Source organism: Psychrosphaera algicola, assembly GCF_028401425.1.
Taxonomy (GTDB): Bacteria; Pseudomonadota; Gammaproteobacteria; order Enterobacterales; family Alteromonadaceae; genus Psychrosphaera; species Psychrosphaera algicola.
The window spans coordinates 259,019-277,639 of record NZ_JAQOMS010000002.1; the positions used below are offsets into that span (position 1 = coordinate 259,019).

The 18,621-nt window shown below is 39.6% G+C and carries 14 protein-coding genes and 6 pseudogenes; 10 read left to right on the forward strand and 10 right to left on the reverse strand.

What is annotated here, in order from left to right; translation table 11 throughout:
- The first annotated feature begins 6 nt into the window (after positions 1-6).
- The 6 genes and pseudogenes from PN838_RS01425 to PN838_RS01450 all read left to right on the forward strand — a co-directional run bounded on the left by PN838_RS01425 (position 7) and on the right by PN838_RS01450 (position 3,530).
- A pseudogene (locus tag PN838_RS01425) lies at positions 7-662 on the forward strand (3-oxoacid CoA-transferase subunit B).
- A 273-nt stretch (positions 663-935) separates the two neighbouring features.
- Positions 936-1,280, forward strand: a complete 345-nt coding sequence (locus tag PN838_RS01430; RefSeq protein ID WP_215962789.1) for a DUF1428 domain-containing protein — start codon at positions 936-938, stop codon at positions 1,278-1,280.
- Between the two features lie 50 nt (positions 1,281-1,330).
- Entirely contained in the window at positions 1,331-2,293 is a 963-nt protein-coding gene (locus PN838_RS01435; protein ID WP_272179553.1) for an alpha-amylase family glycosyl hydrolase, read from the forward strand.
- 51 nt (positions 2,294-2,344) lie between these two features.
- Positions 2,345-2,479, forward strand: a complete 135-nt coding sequence (locus PN838_RS01440; protein WP_272182489.1) for a hypothetical protein — start codon at positions 2,345-2,347, stop codon at positions 2,477-2,479.
- Positions 2,449-2,856 carry a hypothetical protein gene (locus tag PN838_RS01445; RefSeq protein WP_272179554.1) on the forward strand — a complete coding sequence of 136 codons (408 nt, stop codon included), beginning with the start codon at positions 2,449-2,451 and terminating at the stop codon, positions 2,854-2,856. The genes PN838_RS01440 and PN838_RS01445 overlap by 31 nt, the downstream gene beginning before the upstream one ends.
- Before the next feature lie 203 nt (positions 2,857-3,059).
- Positions 3,060-3,530, forward strand: a complete 471-nt coding sequence (locus PN838_RS01450; RefSeq protein ID WP_272179555.1) for a hypothetical protein — start codon at positions 3,060-3,062, stop codon at positions 3,528-3,530.
- 62 nt (positions 3,531-3,592) lie between these two features.
- Here PN838_RS01450 and PN838_RS01455 read toward each other — a convergent pair whose 3' ends face one another.
- The 10 genes and pseudogenes from PN838_RS01455 to PN838_RS01500 form a co-directional block, all read right to left on the reverse strand.
- On the reverse strand, positions 3,593-3,751 hold the full coding sequence (locus tag PN838_RS01455; RefSeq protein WP_272179556.1) for a hypothetical protein: 159 nt from the start codon (positions 3,749-3,751) through the stop codon (positions 3,593-3,595).
- 391 nt (positions 3,752-4,142) lie between these two features.
- Positions 4,143-4,328: a hypothetical protein gene (locus PN838_RS01460; RefSeq protein WP_272179557.1), complete on the reverse strand. Its 186-nt coding sequence runs from the start codon at positions 4,326-4,328 to the stop codon at positions 4,143-4,145.
- A gap of 171 nt (positions 4,329-4,499) precedes the next feature.
- Positions 4,500-5,021 carry a methyl-accepting chemotaxis protein gene (locus tag PN838_RS01465; RefSeq protein WP_272179558.1) on the reverse strand — a complete coding sequence of 174 codons (522 nt, stop codon included), beginning with the start codon at positions 5,019-5,021 and terminating at the stop codon, positions 4,500-4,502.
- Between the two features lie 15 nt (positions 5,022-5,036).
- Complete coding sequence (locus PN838_RS01470) at positions 5,037-5,558, reverse strand: methyl-accepting chemotaxis protein (RefSeq protein ID WP_272179559.1); 522 nt, start codon at positions 5,556-5,558, stop codon at positions 5,037-5,039.
- Positions 5,559-6,010: 452 nt separating this feature from the next.
- Positions 6,011-9,083 (reverse strand): annotated as a pseudogene (locus tag PN838_RS26855) (efflux RND transporter permease subunit).
- A gap of 6 nt (positions 9,084-9,089) precedes the next feature.
- Positions 9,090-12,365 (reverse strand): annotated as a pseudogene (locus tag PN838_RS01480) (efflux RND transporter permease subunit).
- 10 nt (positions 12,366-12,375) lie between these two features.
- The gene (locus PN838_RS01485; RefSeq protein WP_502592196.1) at positions 12,376-12,858 is read right to left on the reverse strand and encodes an efflux RND transporter periplasmic adaptor subunit; all 483 of its coding nucleotides are present in this window, start codon (positions 12,856-12,858) and stop codon (positions 12,376-12,378) included.
- Between the two features lie 32 nt (positions 12,859-12,890).
- Positions 12,891-13,328 (reverse strand): efflux RND transporter periplasmic adaptor subunit, encoded by a 438-nt coding sequence (locus PN838_RS27915; RefSeq protein WP_502592197.1) that lies wholly within the window; start codon positions 13,326-13,328, stop codon positions 12,891-12,893.
- Positions 13,250-13,459, reverse strand: coding sequence for a hypothetical protein (locus tag PN838_RS01495; RefSeq protein ID WP_272179561.1), 210 nt, complete (start codon positions 13,457-13,459; stop codon positions 13,250-13,252). Before PN838_RS01495 ends, PN838_RS27915 begins: the two co-directional genes overlap by 79 nt.
- Positions 13,460-13,696: 237 nt before the next feature.
- A pseudogene (locus PN838_RS01500) lies at positions 13,697-14,981 on the reverse strand (citrate synthase).
- A gap of 410 nt (positions 14,982-15,391) precedes the next feature.
- On the opposite strand from PN838_RS01500, the gene sdhC reads away from it, so the two are divergent.
- The 4 genes and pseudogenes from sdhC (at position 15,392) to PN838_RS01520 (ending at position 18,605) form a co-directional block, all read left to right on the forward strand.
- Entirely contained in the window at positions 15,392-15,766 is a 375-nt protein-coding gene (sdhC, locus tag PN838_RS01505; protein WP_215962798.1) for a succinate dehydrogenase, cytochrome b556 subunit, read from the forward strand.
- Positions 15,760-16,107, forward strand: coding sequence for a succinate dehydrogenase, hydrophobic membrane anchor protein (gene sdhD / locus PN838_RS01510; protein WP_215962799.1), 348 nt, complete (start codon positions 15,760-15,762; stop codon positions 16,105-16,107). Before sdhC ends, sdhD begins: the two co-directional genes overlap by 7 nt.
- Positions 16,108-17,873 (forward strand): annotated as a pseudogene (sdhA, locus tag PN838_RS01515) (succinate dehydrogenase flavoprotein subunit).
- A gap of 17 nt (positions 17,874-17,890) precedes the next feature.
- A pseudogene (locus PN838_RS01520) lies at positions 17,891-18,605 on the forward strand (succinate dehydrogenase iron-sulfur subunit).
- Positions 18,606-18,621 lie beyond the last annotated feature (16 nt).

Sequence of the window (18,621 nt, forward strand, 5' to 3'; positions counted from 1 at the left end):
ACACTGATGGCGTTATCTAGAGAACAAATAGCACAACGTGTTGCTCGCGAATTTAATGATGGTGATTACGTAAACCTTGGCATTGGTATTCCAACTTTGGCTGCTAACTTTGTACCTGACGGCATGCAAGTTATGTTGCAATCAGAAAATGGATTGTTAGGTATGGGCCCATACCCTACAAAAGAAAATGTTGATGCCGATATGATAAATGCGGGCAAAGAAACAGTAACCACAGCCACGGGCGCGGCAATTTTAGTTCGGCTGAAAGCTTTGCTATGATCCGCGGTGGACATGTTGATATAACAGTTTTAGGTGCTTTTGAAATGAGATCAAAATGGTAATATTGCAAGCTATATGATCCCTAGTAAATTAGTTAAAGGCATGGGGGCGCTATGGATTTAGTGGCCGGAGCAGACAATATTATTGTTACTATGACTCACGCCAATAAACATGGTGAGTCTAAATTACTTGAAGCATGTACCTTGCCACTTACTGGTGTAAATTGCATTACTAAGGTTATAACTGATTTGGCTTATTTAGAAATAATCGAAGGCGAGTTTGTTTTGTTAGAGCGCGCTCCTAGCGTGTCCGTTGATGAAATAAAGCAAAAAACAGCGGGTAAATTACGGATTAATGGTGACGTGCCTGAAATGCAGTTTTAGTCGATGTTTTAAGCCTTAACGCCAATAACAGTTTGCTTTTTATAGACAAAAAGCAAACTGTTCTTCATTTAAGATTAACCTTTCTATACCCATTTTAAACCCTCATCCTTTTAAGTCGATTGATTATTAAAACATTCTAAAATTCATGTGTTTAGTTATTTGAATTATTCTAAAATCAGCCTAAAGTTAATTGAGTTAAAAAATGATATAACAAGTCAGCTTTCATCATTGACGTTATTTTCTTAATTAGGGTATACAAAAGAGGAATTTAAAATGGATTATATAGACGCCTTTGTCGCAGCGGTACCAACTGAAAATAAAGAACTTTATCTAGAACATGCTAAAACGTCCGTTGCACTTTTTAAAGAATACGGTGCTTTACGTGTGGTTGAATGTTGGGGAGATGATGTGCCAGACGGTAAAATAACGTCATTTCCAATGGCCGTTAAATGTGAAGCCAACGAAACCGTAGTATTTAGTTGGGTTACTTGGCCAGATAAAAAAACGCGAGATGCGGGTATGGAAGGGCTAATGCAAGACCCAAGAATGGACATGGAAATGCCTTTTGATATGACTCGCATAATATTTGGTGGGTTTCAAATGATCCTCAATGAATAATTTTTCTGCTTAATTTAAATCGTAAAAGTGATATAGCAAACAGGGAACTCATGACGTACGCCACTCAATCGGAAACAGAACTTAACCAAATACTTACAAATCGAGAAAAAGACTGGCGAATAGGTGCCGTCGTTTACCAAGTTTTGGTAGACCGATTTGCACCGTCTTCTCAACTCGAAAATAAATGTGGTCTTTATCCTGAACCCAAAGTTCTAAAAAGATGGAATGAAACGCCTAAACACGGACACTATTTAGAACAACACAAATTGTGGAGTCACGAAATAGAATTTTGGGGTGGGGATTTTGAGTCACTTACCGACAAACTGGATTACATCGTGCAGCTTGGGGTAGATGTTCTGTATTTAAACCCGGTTCATGAGGCGTATACCAATCATAAATACGACAGTTTGGACTTTAAAAACATATCACCAGAATTTGGCTCTAAATCAGATGTAAAAATGTTAATAGATGCTGTTCATCAAAAAGGCATGAAAATCGTGCTTGATGGAGTATTTAATCATATGGGGCAAAATGCGCCGGTATTTCAAGATGCACAAGATAAACCTGACTCGATATATAGAGACTGGTTTTGTTTTAGTGATGAATATGAAGTGGGGTATCGAAGTTGGGATAATGCGACCAATTTACCTGAACTAAACTTAGAAAATGAAGCTGTGCGTTCATATGTATATTTAGATGACGACTCTGTGGTTAAAAGTTATCTCACCGACGGTGTTGATGGATGGCGTTTGGATGTTGCCCATGACATTGGTTTTAATTACTTAGCTGAATTAACGTCTGAGGCCCACAAGCATAAACCCGGCTCGCTTATTATTGGTGAAGTATGGAGCTATCCACAGCAATGGTTAGGCAGTGTTGATGGCATTATGAATCTTACAATGCGGCATTTGATAATCCAAAGTGTTCTCGGTGCTATCCCAGCAAATTTAGCGAATAAACAACTTAATCAGATGGTTGTAGACTCAAATTATGAAGGATTATTAAAGTCCTAGGTTCTACTAGACAATCACGATACTGCGCGGCTGGCGACGTTAGTACCTGATATTGCACAGCGTAAACTCGCTATGGCGCTGCAGTTTTGCGTTCCGGGCTCACCAAATCTTTATTATGGCAGTGAGTTGGGAATGATTGGGGAGATGATCCAGAAATGCGAGCGCCGATGTGCTGGGATAAAGTGACGAAAGATAACGAGATGTTGTTGTGGACCTTAAAATTAGTAGCAACTCGCAAACAGAATAGGGCGCTTCGAATTGGCGAATTTAAAACGGTCCATTCATCGGATTTAATTGCGTTTCTGCGCTATACGGACAAAGTGGAAGATGCCTGTATTATAGTGGTGAACCCCAAAAACGAGTCAGTGAAAGAACAGTTGATGATCCCTTATTCGAAATTAATGAATATGGGGAACATGGTTGAATTACTCGGCATGTATCCCGCTCAACTTAGAATTTCAGCATCTTATTTGGCAGTCGAAATGGCCCCACTTTCAATTGCAATATTTAAACCCAATACTGCGCCAACTAATGGCTATACGACATATAAACGAGTTGTCTAAATGCGTATATCAGCGCATATTTTATAGATTTACCGATTAAGTTCACTAATTTATTGGTCAATTATTTGATTGGCCAATTTCTCTCCTTTTGTTCGTTAACAGCGTTTTTTGTTTACCTTTGAAATTTCTTAACGAGTCTGCCGGTTTTTATTGTGACTCGAAACGTTATACTAACCCCCATTGCTTACCAATTAAGATGCCTAATGGAACAGATCCAAGTCGGATATAATGCAGTACACGACCGAATGATAATGTCGATTAAAGCTAAGGGAGATATCCACAAAGTGTGGTTGACACGACGTTTTGTAATGTTGTTTTTAGCGCAATTAAACCAAACAACACAAAACGATCCGGTGATAAAAGAGCAAACAGCTGGCCCCCATAAATCTGAGATCATGGCATTTCAAAAGCAGCAGGCTGAATTACAAGGCAAGATCAATAAATCGGCGGAACCAATTAAAGTTGATTTAGATGAAGGTGAGCCAATTTTAGCTTGCGGTATAAAAATAGATGAACAAACCCTTCACATAGACTGCACAAATAAGCGACGTTTAACGTTAGGACTATCAACTGGTTTGGCTTATTCACTTATAAATTTGATAGAACAAGCGTTAAAACATACCGGTTGGGGCTTTACAGGTGTTAAACCGGTCGCTAAAAAACAACTGATGTGACGGTGGCGTCAAGTTGGTCTGCTTCCATTAATTAAACGCGATCAAATAGCTTACGAGTTCCGCTATACAGAACTACTAACGCCGTTCAGAGGTACTATTGATTGCTGAGTTTTAGTGAGATTTAATGCACTTAGCACCTGACGTAGCTGCAATTCAAAAATATCATTTAATGTCGCCATCGTCACGGACGTAAATTCAAAATAGACTTTTGGCTCGACCACAATTGTTGATGCATCAATAAACTCATTGGAGATTGTTCCGTTGAGCTGGTTTATTTGTTTTTTGCTAATTCAACTTTTTGTTTTTGTTCAAAGGTATAGGATCCACCGAGGATAAATGGTCTAAAACGTGTTCAGTGGTATTGGTTAGTTTTTGTTGTAAATACGCTAGCCTAATCTTATCGACCTTAGCTACAGTGTTTCATTGTGGCTATACCAACGCCAATCGCACGGCACTGACCAACAAATTCCGACGTTTGAATTAACTCGCGCCAAGTGAATCCAACGGAAGGTAATGAGGGCAATTGCGTACCATTTAATGCACTATTCTCAGCAATATCCTCTAATAGATACAGTAAATTTTCAATTAATTTGGTGTGTTGACTGAAGTTTTCTAAAACTGTAATCGTTGTTGTATTTTTTGTAGCCGAGTCCAGTGATCAATATAACTATCCCAACGAACATGGTTAATTTCTAACTCAGGTTTAGCAAGATTAGACTGTACGGATTTGATGTTTCGTTTTATTTTTACCAGATCAGTGCGAGCTTGGGTGTTGCCGTTTAATAAAGCTGAACTCATTCCTCGATGTTTTTGAGTGAGAGAAATGAGATCTTTTAACTGACTTATCTGAGCAACGCCTCGACACTGTGAAGTGACCAGCTGTCGCTTTTTGTGTATCTAAAATAAACAAAAAAACTAAAAATAACAGCTGAATAAATACAAATTTCTATCATAAGCTTCCCTATAGTTTTAGGCGTACTGCTCAGTTAAATGTTCCAAATGTGCTGCGACATGCTCTGTTTGTTTTGCTATTAATGCATTTTCTTTTGCAACAACCACAACTGAATCTACATGCTCTGCAATCTCGTTTGTCGCCACAGCTTGTTGTTCGGCGTTGGTCGCTACAATGGCAATTTGTTCCTGAACATCGTTTGTTGTTTGTTCTATTTGAGTTAGGGCTTGATCTACTATCACTGCGCCATCACAACTTTGCTGAGTCTCTATAACAACGGTGGTCATACTGTCTAATATCTGTTTTGTTTGATTAGATACCTCTAAGACCGCCCGAACAATACTGTCAGCTGCAAGGTGTGAGCGGGTAGCAAGTTCGCGTACTTCCTCGGCGACGACGGCAAACCCAACGCCAAACTGACCAGCACGAGCTGCTTCAATAGATGCATTGAGCGCAAGTAAGTTGGTTTGTTGGGCAATTTTTTGAATGGCATGGGATTCTTTTTCAACGGATGTCGCCATAACGTTCAGTTTTTCCATTCTAGTTTGCGTATCCTAGGCTTCGATAGTAACGTTATGTAACTTTTCAGTTAAATTGATGAGCTCTTTTTTCGCTAGTGATGCGGTACTACTCGCTCCGCATGCGGCACTATGAACCAGTTCTATCTTGTTACTGACTTCCTGTAAAGAATGTGTCATTTCTATTATGGCCGACGCAGTACTTGTGGTGGCGTCAGATTGACGCTGTACGTTTTCACTAACCGAATTGGCTGTACCGATCACTTGTTGGGCTGAGTAGGCCACCTCTCTTAATCTTGCAGTGTTTTGTTCATTGGAGCGGCTTAGTTCGCGGAGAACTTCGACAAATTTAGCAGCAAGTGGATGATTTTGGCTGGCTAAAGATTTTATATTACGGGGATCAAATTGTTCTATGTCTATTTCATCAAGAAAACTAAGGGATGTTTTCAAATAGTGGTAAGTGACATATAAAGTGCCAAATAAAAGGTAGCTAGAGAGTAAACATAAAATATTTATTTGGACAATTCCAATCGACAGAACATTGAAAATATTTAACATATTTAATGTGAGATAAATCGACAGGGACGTAATCGCTAAGACAAAACAGTTTCTTATCCCAATTGATTTTAGTAACAGGGACACAGGATAAAAATAATATTGCCCATAAATATTCCTTGTTAAGCAATGTTAACATCGCATTGCCTTATAAAAATGTGGTGTGGATTTTAACGGTCGATGCCATAAATTGCTTATGAACAGGAACACACGCTAAAAACTAAGTACTTAGGTAAGAAGTAATGGCAAGTTGTATTCCACAAATTAACATGTTGTTATATAAGTGAAAAAAATTAACTATTCAAAAGGGCTTGGAGGATATGAGGTACAACTGTGCAAGGTTGCATCATTTTAGTGAAAACCGACTTTTCACTATATTCATAATGGCTTGTGTATTTTTTTCTAAAACCAAATAAAACGGCTAGATTACTTTAATCTAGCCGTTTTAAAATAGTTTAAATAACTTTCCCTACAATTTTGTTACTGCGGGCGAACAAACGATGGCTTCGGTCTCTGAGTTTTAACAAAAGCACGTATGCAAGTGGTATAAAATAAAGACTGGTCACAGTTGAAAACATTAACCCGCCCATAATCGCTATGGCCATTGGTGAATATTCAGGACTGCCTGCGCCGCCAATGTTGGCATTTCCGACAGCAAGTGGCAATAAACCTAAAACGGTAGTCGCCACAGTCATTAAAATTGGACGAATACGATTACGACTACCTTCTAAAACGGCTTCTTTAATTGCATAACCTTGTTCCCGTAATTGATTAATCCTATCGACCAATACAATTCCGTTGTTTACGACGATACCCATCAAAATTAAGATCCCAATCATTACCATGATTGACATACTGGTGCCGGTTAGCATAAGTGCCCAGAACAAGCCTGAAATCGAAAACAATAACGAGGTGATAACCGCAGTAGGCAAGATCAAACTTTCGAATAATGCGGCCATTACGATGTAAATCATGGCTAAGGCCAACAACATATTAACTTCCATGACGCTTTCAGCTTCACGTTGTCTTTCGAAACTGCCATTGAGGCTCCAGCTATAACCAGTAGGGAGTTGTATTTGGTTTAAGGTTTCTTCTATTCGTAGTTTTGCTTGTTCTAAGGTTGTGCCTTCCGCCATGTTTGCACCAATATTTAAACTGGTTTGGCGTTCAAATCGACTGATTTGGCTCAATCTAGGTACTATTTTGAGCTCAGCAAGTTGATCAAGACGATAGTCAATACCGTCTTCGGAATGGATAACGATAGAACGAAAACGTTCAAGTGATTTTTCAACGTCCTGAGCAAACATTAGCCGTACTTGGATCTCACCAGAATTACGGTCACGATACGTACGCAAGTTTAAACCGCGAAGTGCCGTCCCCGCTGCTTGAGCAACATCTCGGCTACTAAGGCCAATACGTTGCACACGTTCTCGGTCAATAATTATTTGGATTTCTTTTTGATCACCAGTGACCTCAGAATTTACATCTTCCAAGCCTTCAATGTTCGAGATAACAGGAATTAATTGGTCTGCAATTTCCATCAATACTTCCGTCGCATTGCCTTTTAAGGTCACTTGGATGCCGCCGCCGTTGCCGCCACCCCAGCCAAACTGAGGTCGGGCCCGAACAAAGGTTGGCCAGTCTTTTTCTATATCAGTTTTGATGGCCTTAGCAGAGCGCGTAAGTTGTTTTTTAGGTTAATTACAGAGTTCGCGTAACCATTAGTGTAATAACTATAGACTGAATCAAATTCAAACTTGTCTTGATTGGCGTATAAATAGTCTTCCATTCGGTTTACTATTTTTTCAACTTCGTCTTTAGAATAGTTTTTTGCAGTTGGTAGTTGATAAACATGCGGGTGTTATCGACACCGTCGGCTTCATCACTCGTCACGGCGCCCATAGGAATAGCCATAGAAGCAAACAGTAAAAATCCAACTAAAAACGACTTTTTCTGATGGTTCATCACCCAATTTAACGATTTTTGGTAAAACTTCATTAGCTTACCGTCTTCTTTGTTCTTTTTAATCGGGATGTTTTTAATCTTGCTGGTTAGCAATGGGATCAATGTTTGCGCTATAAACAGTGAAGCGAATAAGGAAATACAAATAGCGATAGCCACGTGTTCTAAGAAGATAGTGATATCAATTTTTTTACCTATGATATTTGGTAAAAAACGATCGCTGTAGTACAAGTCCCTGCAATAACAGCAAGTGATACATTTTGTACGCCTTGGTTTGTCGCTTTTATTTGGTCTTTTTCATTTTGACGTTCGTGAAATATAGATTCGGTAACTACCACCGCATTATCCACTAACATACCGACGGCCAACATTAAGCCCATAAGCGACAATATATTGAGGCTGTAGCCCAGCATATACATCGCACCTAACGTGATAAAAATTGCAAAAGGTACGGACAAAACAACGATTATCGTTGTCGCCACATGACGCAGGAACAAATATAAAACGATAACTGACAGAAGGGCACCGATTAAACCGGCTTCCAATAAATTACTAAGGGAGTTGGTAACATCTTCGGCAGTGTTTTGCATGACGAACAAATTGATGCCATTAAATTGCGCACTATTAGAAACTTCATTTACGACTTCCATTACATCGGACGCAACTTGTACTAAATTAGCGCCGGACTCTTTCATGACATCCATGCCAATGGCATAAGTTTGATGCAAATGACGACCATCTTGACGTTCAGGCAACTCCAATTGAATATTTGCAATATCGCCAAGTTTGATGTTTTGTTCGATATAAAGATTATATACGTCTTCTACGGATTCAAATTTACCATTTGGGTTTATCATTATCTTACCGTCGGAGGTATTAAGATAACCGGCTGACTGACTGAAGTTCATGCGTCGAAGTTTTTCTACGACCGTGGGTAAATTTAAACGATAAGACGCTATTTTATTTTCATCTAAACGAATGCTAATTTGGCGTTTATCAACACCATATAGGGTCACTTGAGAAACGCCCGCTACACGTTCGATAGGGCGTTTTAGGTTACGTTCAAGTAAGTCATAAGCTAATGACAGATCTCGATCCGAAGATATACGCAAGTTAAAGACAGGCATGTCGTTCGTATTAAACTGAAATACCATAATGCGCTCTAGATCATCTGGCAATTGATCGCGAATTGCATCAATTTTTCTCTCGCTTCAATAGACTTAGCGTTTATATTTTCGTCCCATTTAAACTGGATAGAAATGTCTGCGCCGGTTTCCTTGGACCAAGTTCTAAATTGCTGGATACCGGAAATCGTTGCTAAAGCCTCCTCCACTGGCTTAGTTATTTGGCGTTCTACTTCAGCTGGTGTCGAATTTGGGTAGGGAACACTAATATACAACTCTGGAATATCAATCCTTGCCACTTTTCTAGCGGCAGTAACCGGCTGGCAACAATACCCAAAATAAGCAATGACACGAACATTATTATGGTTGTTACGGGTTTTTTAATCGCCCAGTTTGCCAACGATTTACTGGCAGTTTGTGTGTTGTTATTTAAATTATTCATTTCAACCTACTGAGCAATTGAGTCAAGGTGATTAACAGGTTCATCGACAGGAGATACAAATCGTTTTCGGTCGATCAGTAAATATAACGATGGAATAAAAATTAACGTCAGCAAGGTAGAAAATATCAGTCCAAAAATGACGGTAAGTGCCATTGGAGAACGTAATTCTGCTCCGTCACCCAGTCCTAGCGCTAGAGGCAGCAGCCCGAGAGTTGTTGTCAGTGTTGTCATTATAATAGGACGCAATCGGCTTTGCGCTGATTCCAAAATAGCCTGTCGTTTTTCAATACCGAGTTCTCGCAGCTGATTTATTCTATCAATTAGGACGATGGCATTGTTGACAACAATACCAGCCAACATAATAAAACCAATAAAGACGACAACGCTGATGTTACTGTTTGTTAAGTACAGACCGTAAATCGATCCGGCTCCTGCTAATGGCACAGTAAATAAAATAATGAGCGGGTGTAATAAAGACTCAAACTGTGACGCCATTACGATATACACCATAAATACGGCCAAGATGAGGGCAATGGTTAATGATTCAAATGAAACTTGCATATCTTCATTTTGCCCTTTCACAGCCCATGTAATTGACAGTGGCATATTTTGTTCCGTAATAATGCCGTTAACGATTGTGACCGCTTTTGCTAAATCAATACCAGTAACATTTAAATCAATAAGGGCAACTCGTTGCTGTTGTAACCGATTTATTTCACTTGGACCTGTGGTTAAACTCACTTCTGCGACATCGGCTAACGAAATTGGCATTGTTGAATTTGAATTGACGATTAACTGTTTTAAATCGTTAATTGAATTGCGGTCATTTTCGTTTGTGCGAACCAAAATATCGACTTTTCTATCGCCAACAGACAATTTGGTTGCGACTTTGCCGCCAATTTGTGCCGCAACAACGTCAGAGACTTGAGCCGCAGTTAAATTAAGTTGGGCTAGTCTACCGTGATTAAACTCGAGTTTTATTTCAGGGTGGCCTTTTTTAAACTTGGATTGACGTCGGTTAGGTAATTGTTTGACTCAAATAGGGCGACCAGTTTATTGCTTTGTGTTTGCAACATGGAAAGGTCATAGCCAGAAAGAACAACTTGTATTGGTGCTTTAAAGGTCAAGAGTTTAGGGCGGTCAATAGTGCCATTTACGCCAGGAATACGATTTAGTTCCGCACGTAAATTAGACATAACAATACTTTCTTGCTCTGATGATTGGCCTTTTTAAGGACAACATTGAGACGCCCCCAATTATCACCACTTTGACCTATGGTGACGCATTCATCAAACTTCCTGTTCCTACGACGCTATAGGTTCTTTCAACAGCCTCGAGGGTTTTGGCAACATTTGCTAATTGCGTCAAACGTCTTTCTGTTTCTTCTAGTTTAGTGCCAGTTGGCATTAATACGTCTACAAAAATTCACCTTGAGCCATCGGAGGTAATAATTCTGAACCAAGCTTTTTAACTAACGGCACGCTACCTAGTGCTAATAATGAGATAGCAGTTATCGTTAACGCAGGCCGCTTTAAAGAGACAATTAGGGTATTTTGATACACCTCACTCAAACGGTTGTAAACAAAATTAAAACCTTTAGCTGATGGCACCATAATAAAGGAAATAATTTTAACAAATAGGCGTATAACGGCTTTTAATACAATAGTGACAATTAACGGAATGTAATAAACCACGACTAAAATTAGCTTTTTAATAGGCTAGGTTAAATACCAAAACGCCAATGCGATCTTATTGGTTGGTTTTTCTTTAATTGTAGGTTGGATAAATGGGTCTTGCTCTTCTTCAAACTTTCTAGTTTCTCTTGCTGCTAACATTGGAATTAATGTGATGGCAACAATTAGCGATGCAAATAACGCAAACGTTACGGCAAGTGCTTGGTCTGAAAATAGTTGTCCTGCGATGCCTTCTACAAATGCAAGTGGAAAAAATACGGCCATAGTGGTCAGTGTTGATGCAGTTACGGCAGTCGCCACTTCTTTGGTACCAATCGCTGCTGCTTGTTTTGGCTCTAAACCCTGTTCTTTGTAACGGGCGATATTTTCGAGTACAACTATAGCAGAATCGACAAGTAAACCGATGGCTAATGCAATACCACCAAGACTCATAATATTAAGAGAAATGCTATTAGCGTGCATAAAATTAAAAGTGGCGATGACAGAAACTGGAATTGAAAGCGAAACAATAAATGTGGTCCAACTGTTTTGCAGAAACAAATACAGGATCAACATAGCCAATAAGCCGCCAATCACGGCTGCAATTTGTACTTCATCTACGGCTGAGTCGATAAACGTCGCTTGGTTATATATAGGCTCTAAAGTTAATCCTTTTGGAAGTATATCATTAACTACTTCGAGTTGACTTAGCACTAGTTCGGCGACTTTAACTACATTTGCATCACCTTCTTTGTAGATAGCAACTTCGATGGCTTCTTCGCCGTTGACCTGAGTAATGCTATCTCGTTCTTTATGAGCGTCGGTCACTTTGGCAATTTCACTTAATCTAATGATCCTGCTGCCGTCATGTTTGACGATAAGTTCGCGGATGTCGGTTAAATCTTTAAATTGGTTTATTGTTCGAACTAAATAATCCTGACTTTGGTCTTTGACTCGACCACCGGATAAATTGACGTTTTCGTCACGCAAACGTTGAATAATTTGACTGATATCTAAATTGTGATGAGCGAGTTTACGTTGATCGATTGAGACATGAATTTCCTGCTCTAAGCCGCCACCTAGTTTTACGGATGCGACACCATTAACAGCTTCTAATTTACGTTTTACTTCTTCTTCAGCAAATGTACGTATTGATTTTAAATCGGCATCTAAGTTGTCTGATTTAAGAGCGAATCGCAAAATTGGATCTAAGCTAGGGTTAAATCGCAGCAATACTGGCTTTTTAACATCCAGAGGCAGTTGCAGAATATCGAGTTTTTCTCGAACATTAAGACTGGCCAAATCCATATCGGCCCCCCATTCGAATTCTAAAACAATGTCTGACTGACCTGCTTTAGAAACAGAGTTTACTATAGCGAACATTTTTGACCGTACCTATGGCTTCTTCAATCGGCTTACTTACCAATTGTTCTACTTCTGCAGGGGCTGCACCTTCATAATCGGTTCGAATTGTTAATGTAGGATAAGATAATTCTGGCAGTAAATTTATTGCTAACCGATTTAAAGACACAATACCGAACAACATTACTGCAAAGACAAACATCCATATTGTGACCGGACGTTTTATGGCAACATCGACTATTTTCATTTTATTGCCCTTAAATATTATTAATTACGTTAACGTCAGCTTGGTCTTTTAGATTATTGTGACCTGCTGTGATCAAAAACGCGTTGTCGTCTAGGCCAGATAAAATTTCAACAAAGCCATTTTCCCGATAACCAATAACCACTTCTGTCTTAATAGCTTTATTTTCACTCACAATATAAGCAATCGATTGATTGTCCATCGTCAAAATACTGTTTGAAGGTGCGAGTAATGCATTGCGATGAACGCCATATTCGAGTTTAACTTCAGCGAACATTCCTGAATTTAAGAGTAATTTTTGATTGTCCATAGTGATTACTACCTTAAATGTGCCGCTTTTTGCATCAATTACAGGACTAATTCTTTCTACCTTAGCAACAAATTGTTGGTTATTTACTGCGGGAACAGACAAATTAACATTTTGGCCCTTCTTAACATTAGAAAATTGACCTTCTGGTAAATGTAAAACGCCCTGAAGTTCACGTTGAGATACGATATGGAATAAGTTTTCATGCTGATATTGTTGGACTAGATTTCCTTTTTAACGTAGCGAGCCGATATAAAACCAGAAATTGGCGCAACTACGTTAGCTTCTGCCACATCTAACTCAGCGATACTTGTTGCGGCTTCAAGCGATTTGTATTGCCATTGCAGTTTTTCGAGTTGATCTGCAGAAACCAAACCTTTGTTTTTAGTTGAATTGAGTCGGTCATATTCGCTTTTAACTTGTTTAAGCTCCGCTCTACGTTGGTCTAATACTAATTGGTAACGTGTTGCATCTATAGTGGCGAGTACTTGTCCTTGTTCGACATAGTCACCTTCTTCTACTAGGACCTGCTCAATAAGACCCTGTACCTTAGCGATTACATCAGCTTCATTGATGGATTCTAGGATGGCGTTGGCTGCATAATAATTTGCGATTTGGCCCCGAGTAATCTTAGTTGCTTCAACAGGGACTTTAACAATTTCTTTTTTTCTTCTTCTTCTTTATCCATTGACGCTGTCGCTTCACCACATCCGCTAATCGCGAATACGCTCGAAAAAGCAAATAAAATAGCGATGAGAGGGGAATGATTTGTTGTTTTTAAGTTTTTCATTTTTTGGCAAATCCATAATCTAAGGTTTGACTGGTATTGCACATAGCGCACCAATAATATTTGTTATATTTATCAACAACTTAGAACAGTATTGTGTTTTAGGTTTGGCGTATAGATAAATAATTTAACGAATATCGTTAAATGTTAGTCGAATTAACCAATATAGATGGATTTTTGTTAAATCATAGGCAAAAAAATAGCAGCCTAAGCTGCTATTTTCTAATAGGTACGTAATAATTAACGTTTATCTGCTGTAACGTAATCACGTTGAGGCGCACCAGTATATAACTGACGAGGACGACCAATTTTTGTCCTTCTTCACCTAACATTTCGTCCCAGTGGCTGATCCAGCCAATAGTACGAGACATAGCGAAGATTACAGTGAACATGCTAGTAGGAATTCCCATTGCTTTTAAGATAATGCCTGAGTAGAAATCAACATTTGGGTATAATTTCTTCTCAACAAAATACGGGTCTTCTAATGCAATGCGTTCAAGTTCCATTGCAACATCCAATAATGGATCTTCGATGTGTAATGCCTTAAGAACATCGTGACATGTTTGACGCATAACTTTGGCGCGAGGGTCAAAGTTTTTGTAAACACGGTGACCAAAGCCCATAAGACGGAACGGATCCGCTTTATCTTTTGCTTTTGCTACGAATTCAGGAATACGATCTACAGAGCCAATTTTTTCTAGCATAGTTAAACATGCTTCATTTGCTCCACCATGTGCAGGTCCCCAAAGTGACGCAATACCAGCTGCGATACATGCGTAGGGATTCGCACCTGAAGAACCAGCAAGTCTTACAGTTGAAGTAGATGCGTTTTGTTCGTGGTCAGCATGAAGCATGAATATCTTATCCATTGCGTCCGCCAAAACAGGATTAACTACATAATCTTCAGCTGGTACTGAGAACATCATATTTAGGAAGTTTTCAGAGTAAGAAAGGTCGTTGCGAGGGTAAACAAAAGGTTGACCGATACTATATTTATAAGCCATTGCAGCGATAGTAGGTAACTTAGCGACTAAACGATAAGCGCTACGTTTGCGTTGCTCTGGATCAGTAATATCAAGGTCGTCATGGTAGAAACTAGACATAGCACCAACAACACCACATAGCATCGCCATTGGGTGTGCTTCAATTACAAATCCTTGGAAGAATGTTGCAATTTTTTCATGTACCAATGTGTGGTTTGTAATGGTGTTTTCAAACGCAGCCAGTTCTTCTGCAGAAGGTAATTCACCGTGCAATAACAGAAAACATAATTCTAAATAGTTAGAGTTTTCAGCTAGTTGTTCGATTGGATAACCTCTATGCAACAGAATTCCTTTACCACCATCAATGAAAGTGATTTTAGACTGGCATGATGCGGTAGCCAAAAAGCCTGGGTCGTAGGTGAAAACCCCTTAGAACCCAAAGTTCTTACGTCAATGACATCGTTACCTGCAGTACCAGACATAATAGGAAGTTCGAAAGCTTCTTGTCCAGTGACTTGAACTGTGGCCTTTTTATCCGCCATTCATGTTCTCCTCATAATTGTCGTTTTTTAATTGTGCGACGTTTCTTAACTTGCACATTCAAAAATTAGTATTTTTGTAAGACAAGTAAAGTCGGTCATTTTTAAAAGTGCAACATTGTAACTACAAAATAGAGTAAAAAGTCAATTTAATTGCACTTATGACTAATAATTATTCAATATTAGCTAATAATTGTTCAATCGTTTGGATTAAAGCGCTTAATTTTAAACAGAAATTGATAAATCGAGAATCGATATATATACTCCACTTGGCTGCACACGTATGCAGTCTGTAATTTCTACCAAATTTTAATAGTTGTAAATATTAAACTTTAGTCGTATTGCAAAAACACAAGTGTACTGGTTTAGTACGCACACACAAAAATAAAAACAGCTCGGATAGGCATGTAACCGTGAAAAAACAAAGACCTGTAAATCTAGATCTGACAACCATTTCAATGCCAGCGTCGGCTAAAGCATCCATATTGCATCGTGTCACAGGTGTCGCATTATTTTTTGCGCTCATTTTTGTGATTGTAGTATGGGCGATATCCTTACAATCAGCTCAAGGATTTGAAACAGCTCAAGAATTAATTAATGGTGTGATAGGCAAAATCATCACTATTGGTACTCTTGCTGTTCTTTCCTATCATGTTATCGGTGGCATTCGTCATTTGATAATGGATATGGGCTATTGGGAAGAATTGGAATCAGGGAACATAAGCGCCAAGGTGTCAATTGCACTTTGGATTGTAACTGTAGTGTTAGCGGGAGTATGGATATGTTGATTAATCAAGCATCCTTAAAGCGTGACGGAATCCAAGATTACGTTTCACTTCGCGCTACGGCGTTATTCATGACAGCGTATGTCATATTTATTTTAGGTTATTTCCTAACAACACCTACTGTGACCTATGAAGGTTGGTCAGGTTTATTCTCTAACATTGCGGTTAAAGTATTTACCTTTATCACCTTACTTTGTATTTGGGTTCACACTCGTATAGGTCTTTGGCAAGTATTAACGGATTACGTTAAAAGCCCAAAAATGCGCTCAATACTAAGCTTTATTCTAAACACGATCGGTTTGGCTTACGTCATAACTGGTTTATTTGTTTTGTGGGGTGTTTAAGTGAGTATTAAAGTTCTTGAATTTGATGCCGTCGTAATCGGCGCAGGTGGCGCAGGTATGCGCGCCGCATTGCAAATTGCAGAGTCAGGCCAATCATGTGCCTTGATTTCAAAAGTTTTCCCAACTCGTTCGCACACAGTATCTGCTCAAGGTGGTATTACCGTAGCACTAGGTAATGCCCATGAAGATCACTGGGAACAGCATATGTACGATACCGTTAAAGGTTCTGATTTTATCGGCGACCAAGACGCGATTGAATACATGTGTAAAGAAGGGCCAGAGGCAATCTTAGAAATGGAAAATAAAGGTTTACCTTTTTCTCGTTTCGAAGATGGTCGAATTTACCAACGTCCGTTTGGTGGCCAATCTAAAAACTTTGGTGGCGAACAAGCTGCTCGTACTGCAGCGGCAGCTGACCGTACTGGCCACGCCTTGTTACATTTGTTGTATCAACAAAATGTTAAAAACAAAACTACAGTTTATAGCGAATGGTATGCACTTGATTTAGTTAAAAATGCCGATGGTGCAATTGTCGGTTGTACAGCAATTGACATCGAATCTGGTGATGTTGTTTTCTTTAAAGCTCGAGCGACTGTTTTAGCAACAGGTGGTGCAGGCCGTATTTATGCTTCTACTACTAACGCGCATATTAATACTGGTGACGGTGTTGGCATGGCGGTTCGCGCTGGCGTTTCATTGCAAGACATGGAAATGTGGCAATTCCACCCAACAGGCATAGCCGGTGCAGGTGTACTTGTGACAGAAGGTTGTCGTGGAGAAGGTGGTTACCTTCTTAACAAAGACGGCGAACGTTTCATGGAACGTTATGCACCAAATGCGAAAGACCTAGCGTCTCGAGATGTTGTAGCACGTTCAATGATGACTGAAATTCGTGAAGGTCGCGGTTGTGACGGTCCTTTAGGTCCTCACCTGAAGTTAAAACTAGACCACTTAGGTCGTGAAACGTTAGAAGCACGTTTACCTGGTGTATGTGAATTGTCTAAGACATTTGCTCACGTTCATCCAGCTGACGAACCAATTCCAGTTCTTCCTACTTGTCACTATATGATGGGTGGTGTTCCAACTAACGTAAACGGTCAAGCGTTAACAAAACTCGACGATGGCTCGTTTGCTGAAGTTGAAGGTTTGTTTGCCGTAGGTGAGATTGCTTGTGTATCTGTACACGGCGCAAATCGCTTAGGTGGTAACTCATTGCTTGATTTAGTTGTGTTTGGTCGCGCTGCAGGTCTATATCTAGAAAAATATTTAGGTGAAGGGCGCGGTGCCACTGAAGTAACTGATGCTGATGTTGAGAAAGCGATGGAACGTTTCAATCGTTGGGAATCGACTTCTCAAGGTGAAGATCCAGTTCAAATCAAAAAGATTTACAACGCTGTATGCAACTTAACTTCTCGGTTTTCCGTGAAGGTCAAGCAATGGCGGAAGGTCTGGCAGAATTAAAAGAAATTCGTGAACGTTTAAAACATGCGAAATTATCTGATAATTCGAAAGAATTTAATACCCAGCGTATTGAGTGTTTGGAATTAGACAATCTTATGGAAACTGCACTTGCTACCGCTGCCGCTGCTAATTTCCGTACAGAAAGCCGTGGTGCCCATAGTCGCGAAGATTTCTTAGACCGTGATGATGTAAATTGGTTATGCCACAGTATTTATGACCCAAAAACTCAAGAAATGAGCAAGCGTGAAGTGAACATGAGCCCTGTGCATCGTGAAGCATTTCCGCCTAAAGCTCGTACATACTAATAGGGGAGTAACGAAATATGAAAACTTTGAATTTCTCGATTTACCGTTATAACCCTGATGTAGATGATGTTCCATACATGAAAGACTATCAACTTGAAGTTGAAGACGGTCAAGACATGATGGTACTAGACGCATTAATGTTATTAAAAGAACAAGATCCAACATTGTCATTCCGTCGTTCTTGTCGTGAAGGTGTATGTGGTTCTGATGGTCTTAACATGAATGGCACAAATGGCTTAGCGTGTATCACGCCGCTATCTGCACTTGGTACAGGGACGACTATATTACGTCCATTACCTTGGTTTGCCGGTTGTACGTGACTTAGTTATCGATATGACTCAGTTCTACACGCAATATGAAAAAGTTAAGCCATTCTTAATTAACGACGACAAAATGCCACCGGCTCGCGAATATATTCAATCTGTTGAAGATCGCGAAAAGCTTGATGGTTTGTACGAATGTATTCTTTGTGCATGTTGTTCTACGTCATGCCCATCGTTCTGGTGGAACCCAGACAAGTTTATCGGACCTGCTGGTTTGTTACATGCTTATCGATTCTTAATTGATAGCCGTGACACCGCAACTGATGAGCGACTGGCTGACTTAGACGATGCATTTAGTGTGTTCCGTTGCCACGGTATCATGAACTGTGTCAACGTTTGTCCTAAAGGGTTAAACCCGACAAAGGCGATTGGACACATCAAGTCTATGTTGTTGCAGAGGTCAGTTTAGAAAGTGAAAACTGAGG

Coding starts and splice junctions, on each gene's coding strand:
- PN838_RS01430 (WP_215962789.1), top strand. CDS start 936: ATGGATTATATAGACGCCTTTGTCGCAGCGGTACCAACTGAAAATAAA.
- PN838_RS01435 (WP_272179553.1), top strand. CDS start 1,331: ATGACGTACGCCACTCAATCGGAAACAGAACTTAACCAAATACTTACA.
- PN838_RS01445 (WP_272179554.1), top strand. CDS start 2,449: ATGCGAGCGCCGATGTGCTGGGATAAAGTGACGAAAGATAACGAGATG.
- PN838_RS01450 (WP_272179555.1), top strand. CDS start 3,060: ATGGAACAGATCCAAGTCGGATATAATGCAGTACACGACCGAATGATA.
- PN838_RS01460 (WP_272179557.1), bottom strand. CDS start 4,328: ATGAGTTCAGCTTTATTAAACGGCAACACCCAAGCTCGCACTGATCTG.
- PN838_RS01465 (WP_272179558.1), bottom strand. CDS start 5,021: ATGGAAAAACTGAACGTTATGGCGACATCCGTTGAAAAAGAATCCCAT.
- PN838_RS01470 (WP_272179559.1), bottom strand. CDS start 5,558: ATGTTAAATATTTTCAATGTTCTGTCGATTGGAATTGTCCAAATAAAT.
- PN838_RS01495 (WP_272179561.1), bottom strand. CDS start 13,459: ATGAAAAACTTAAAAACAACAAATCATTCCCCTCTCATCGCTATTTTA.
- sdhD (WP_215962799.1), top strand. CDS start 15,760: ATGTTGATTAATCAAGCATCCTTAAAGCGTGACGGAATCCAAGATTAC.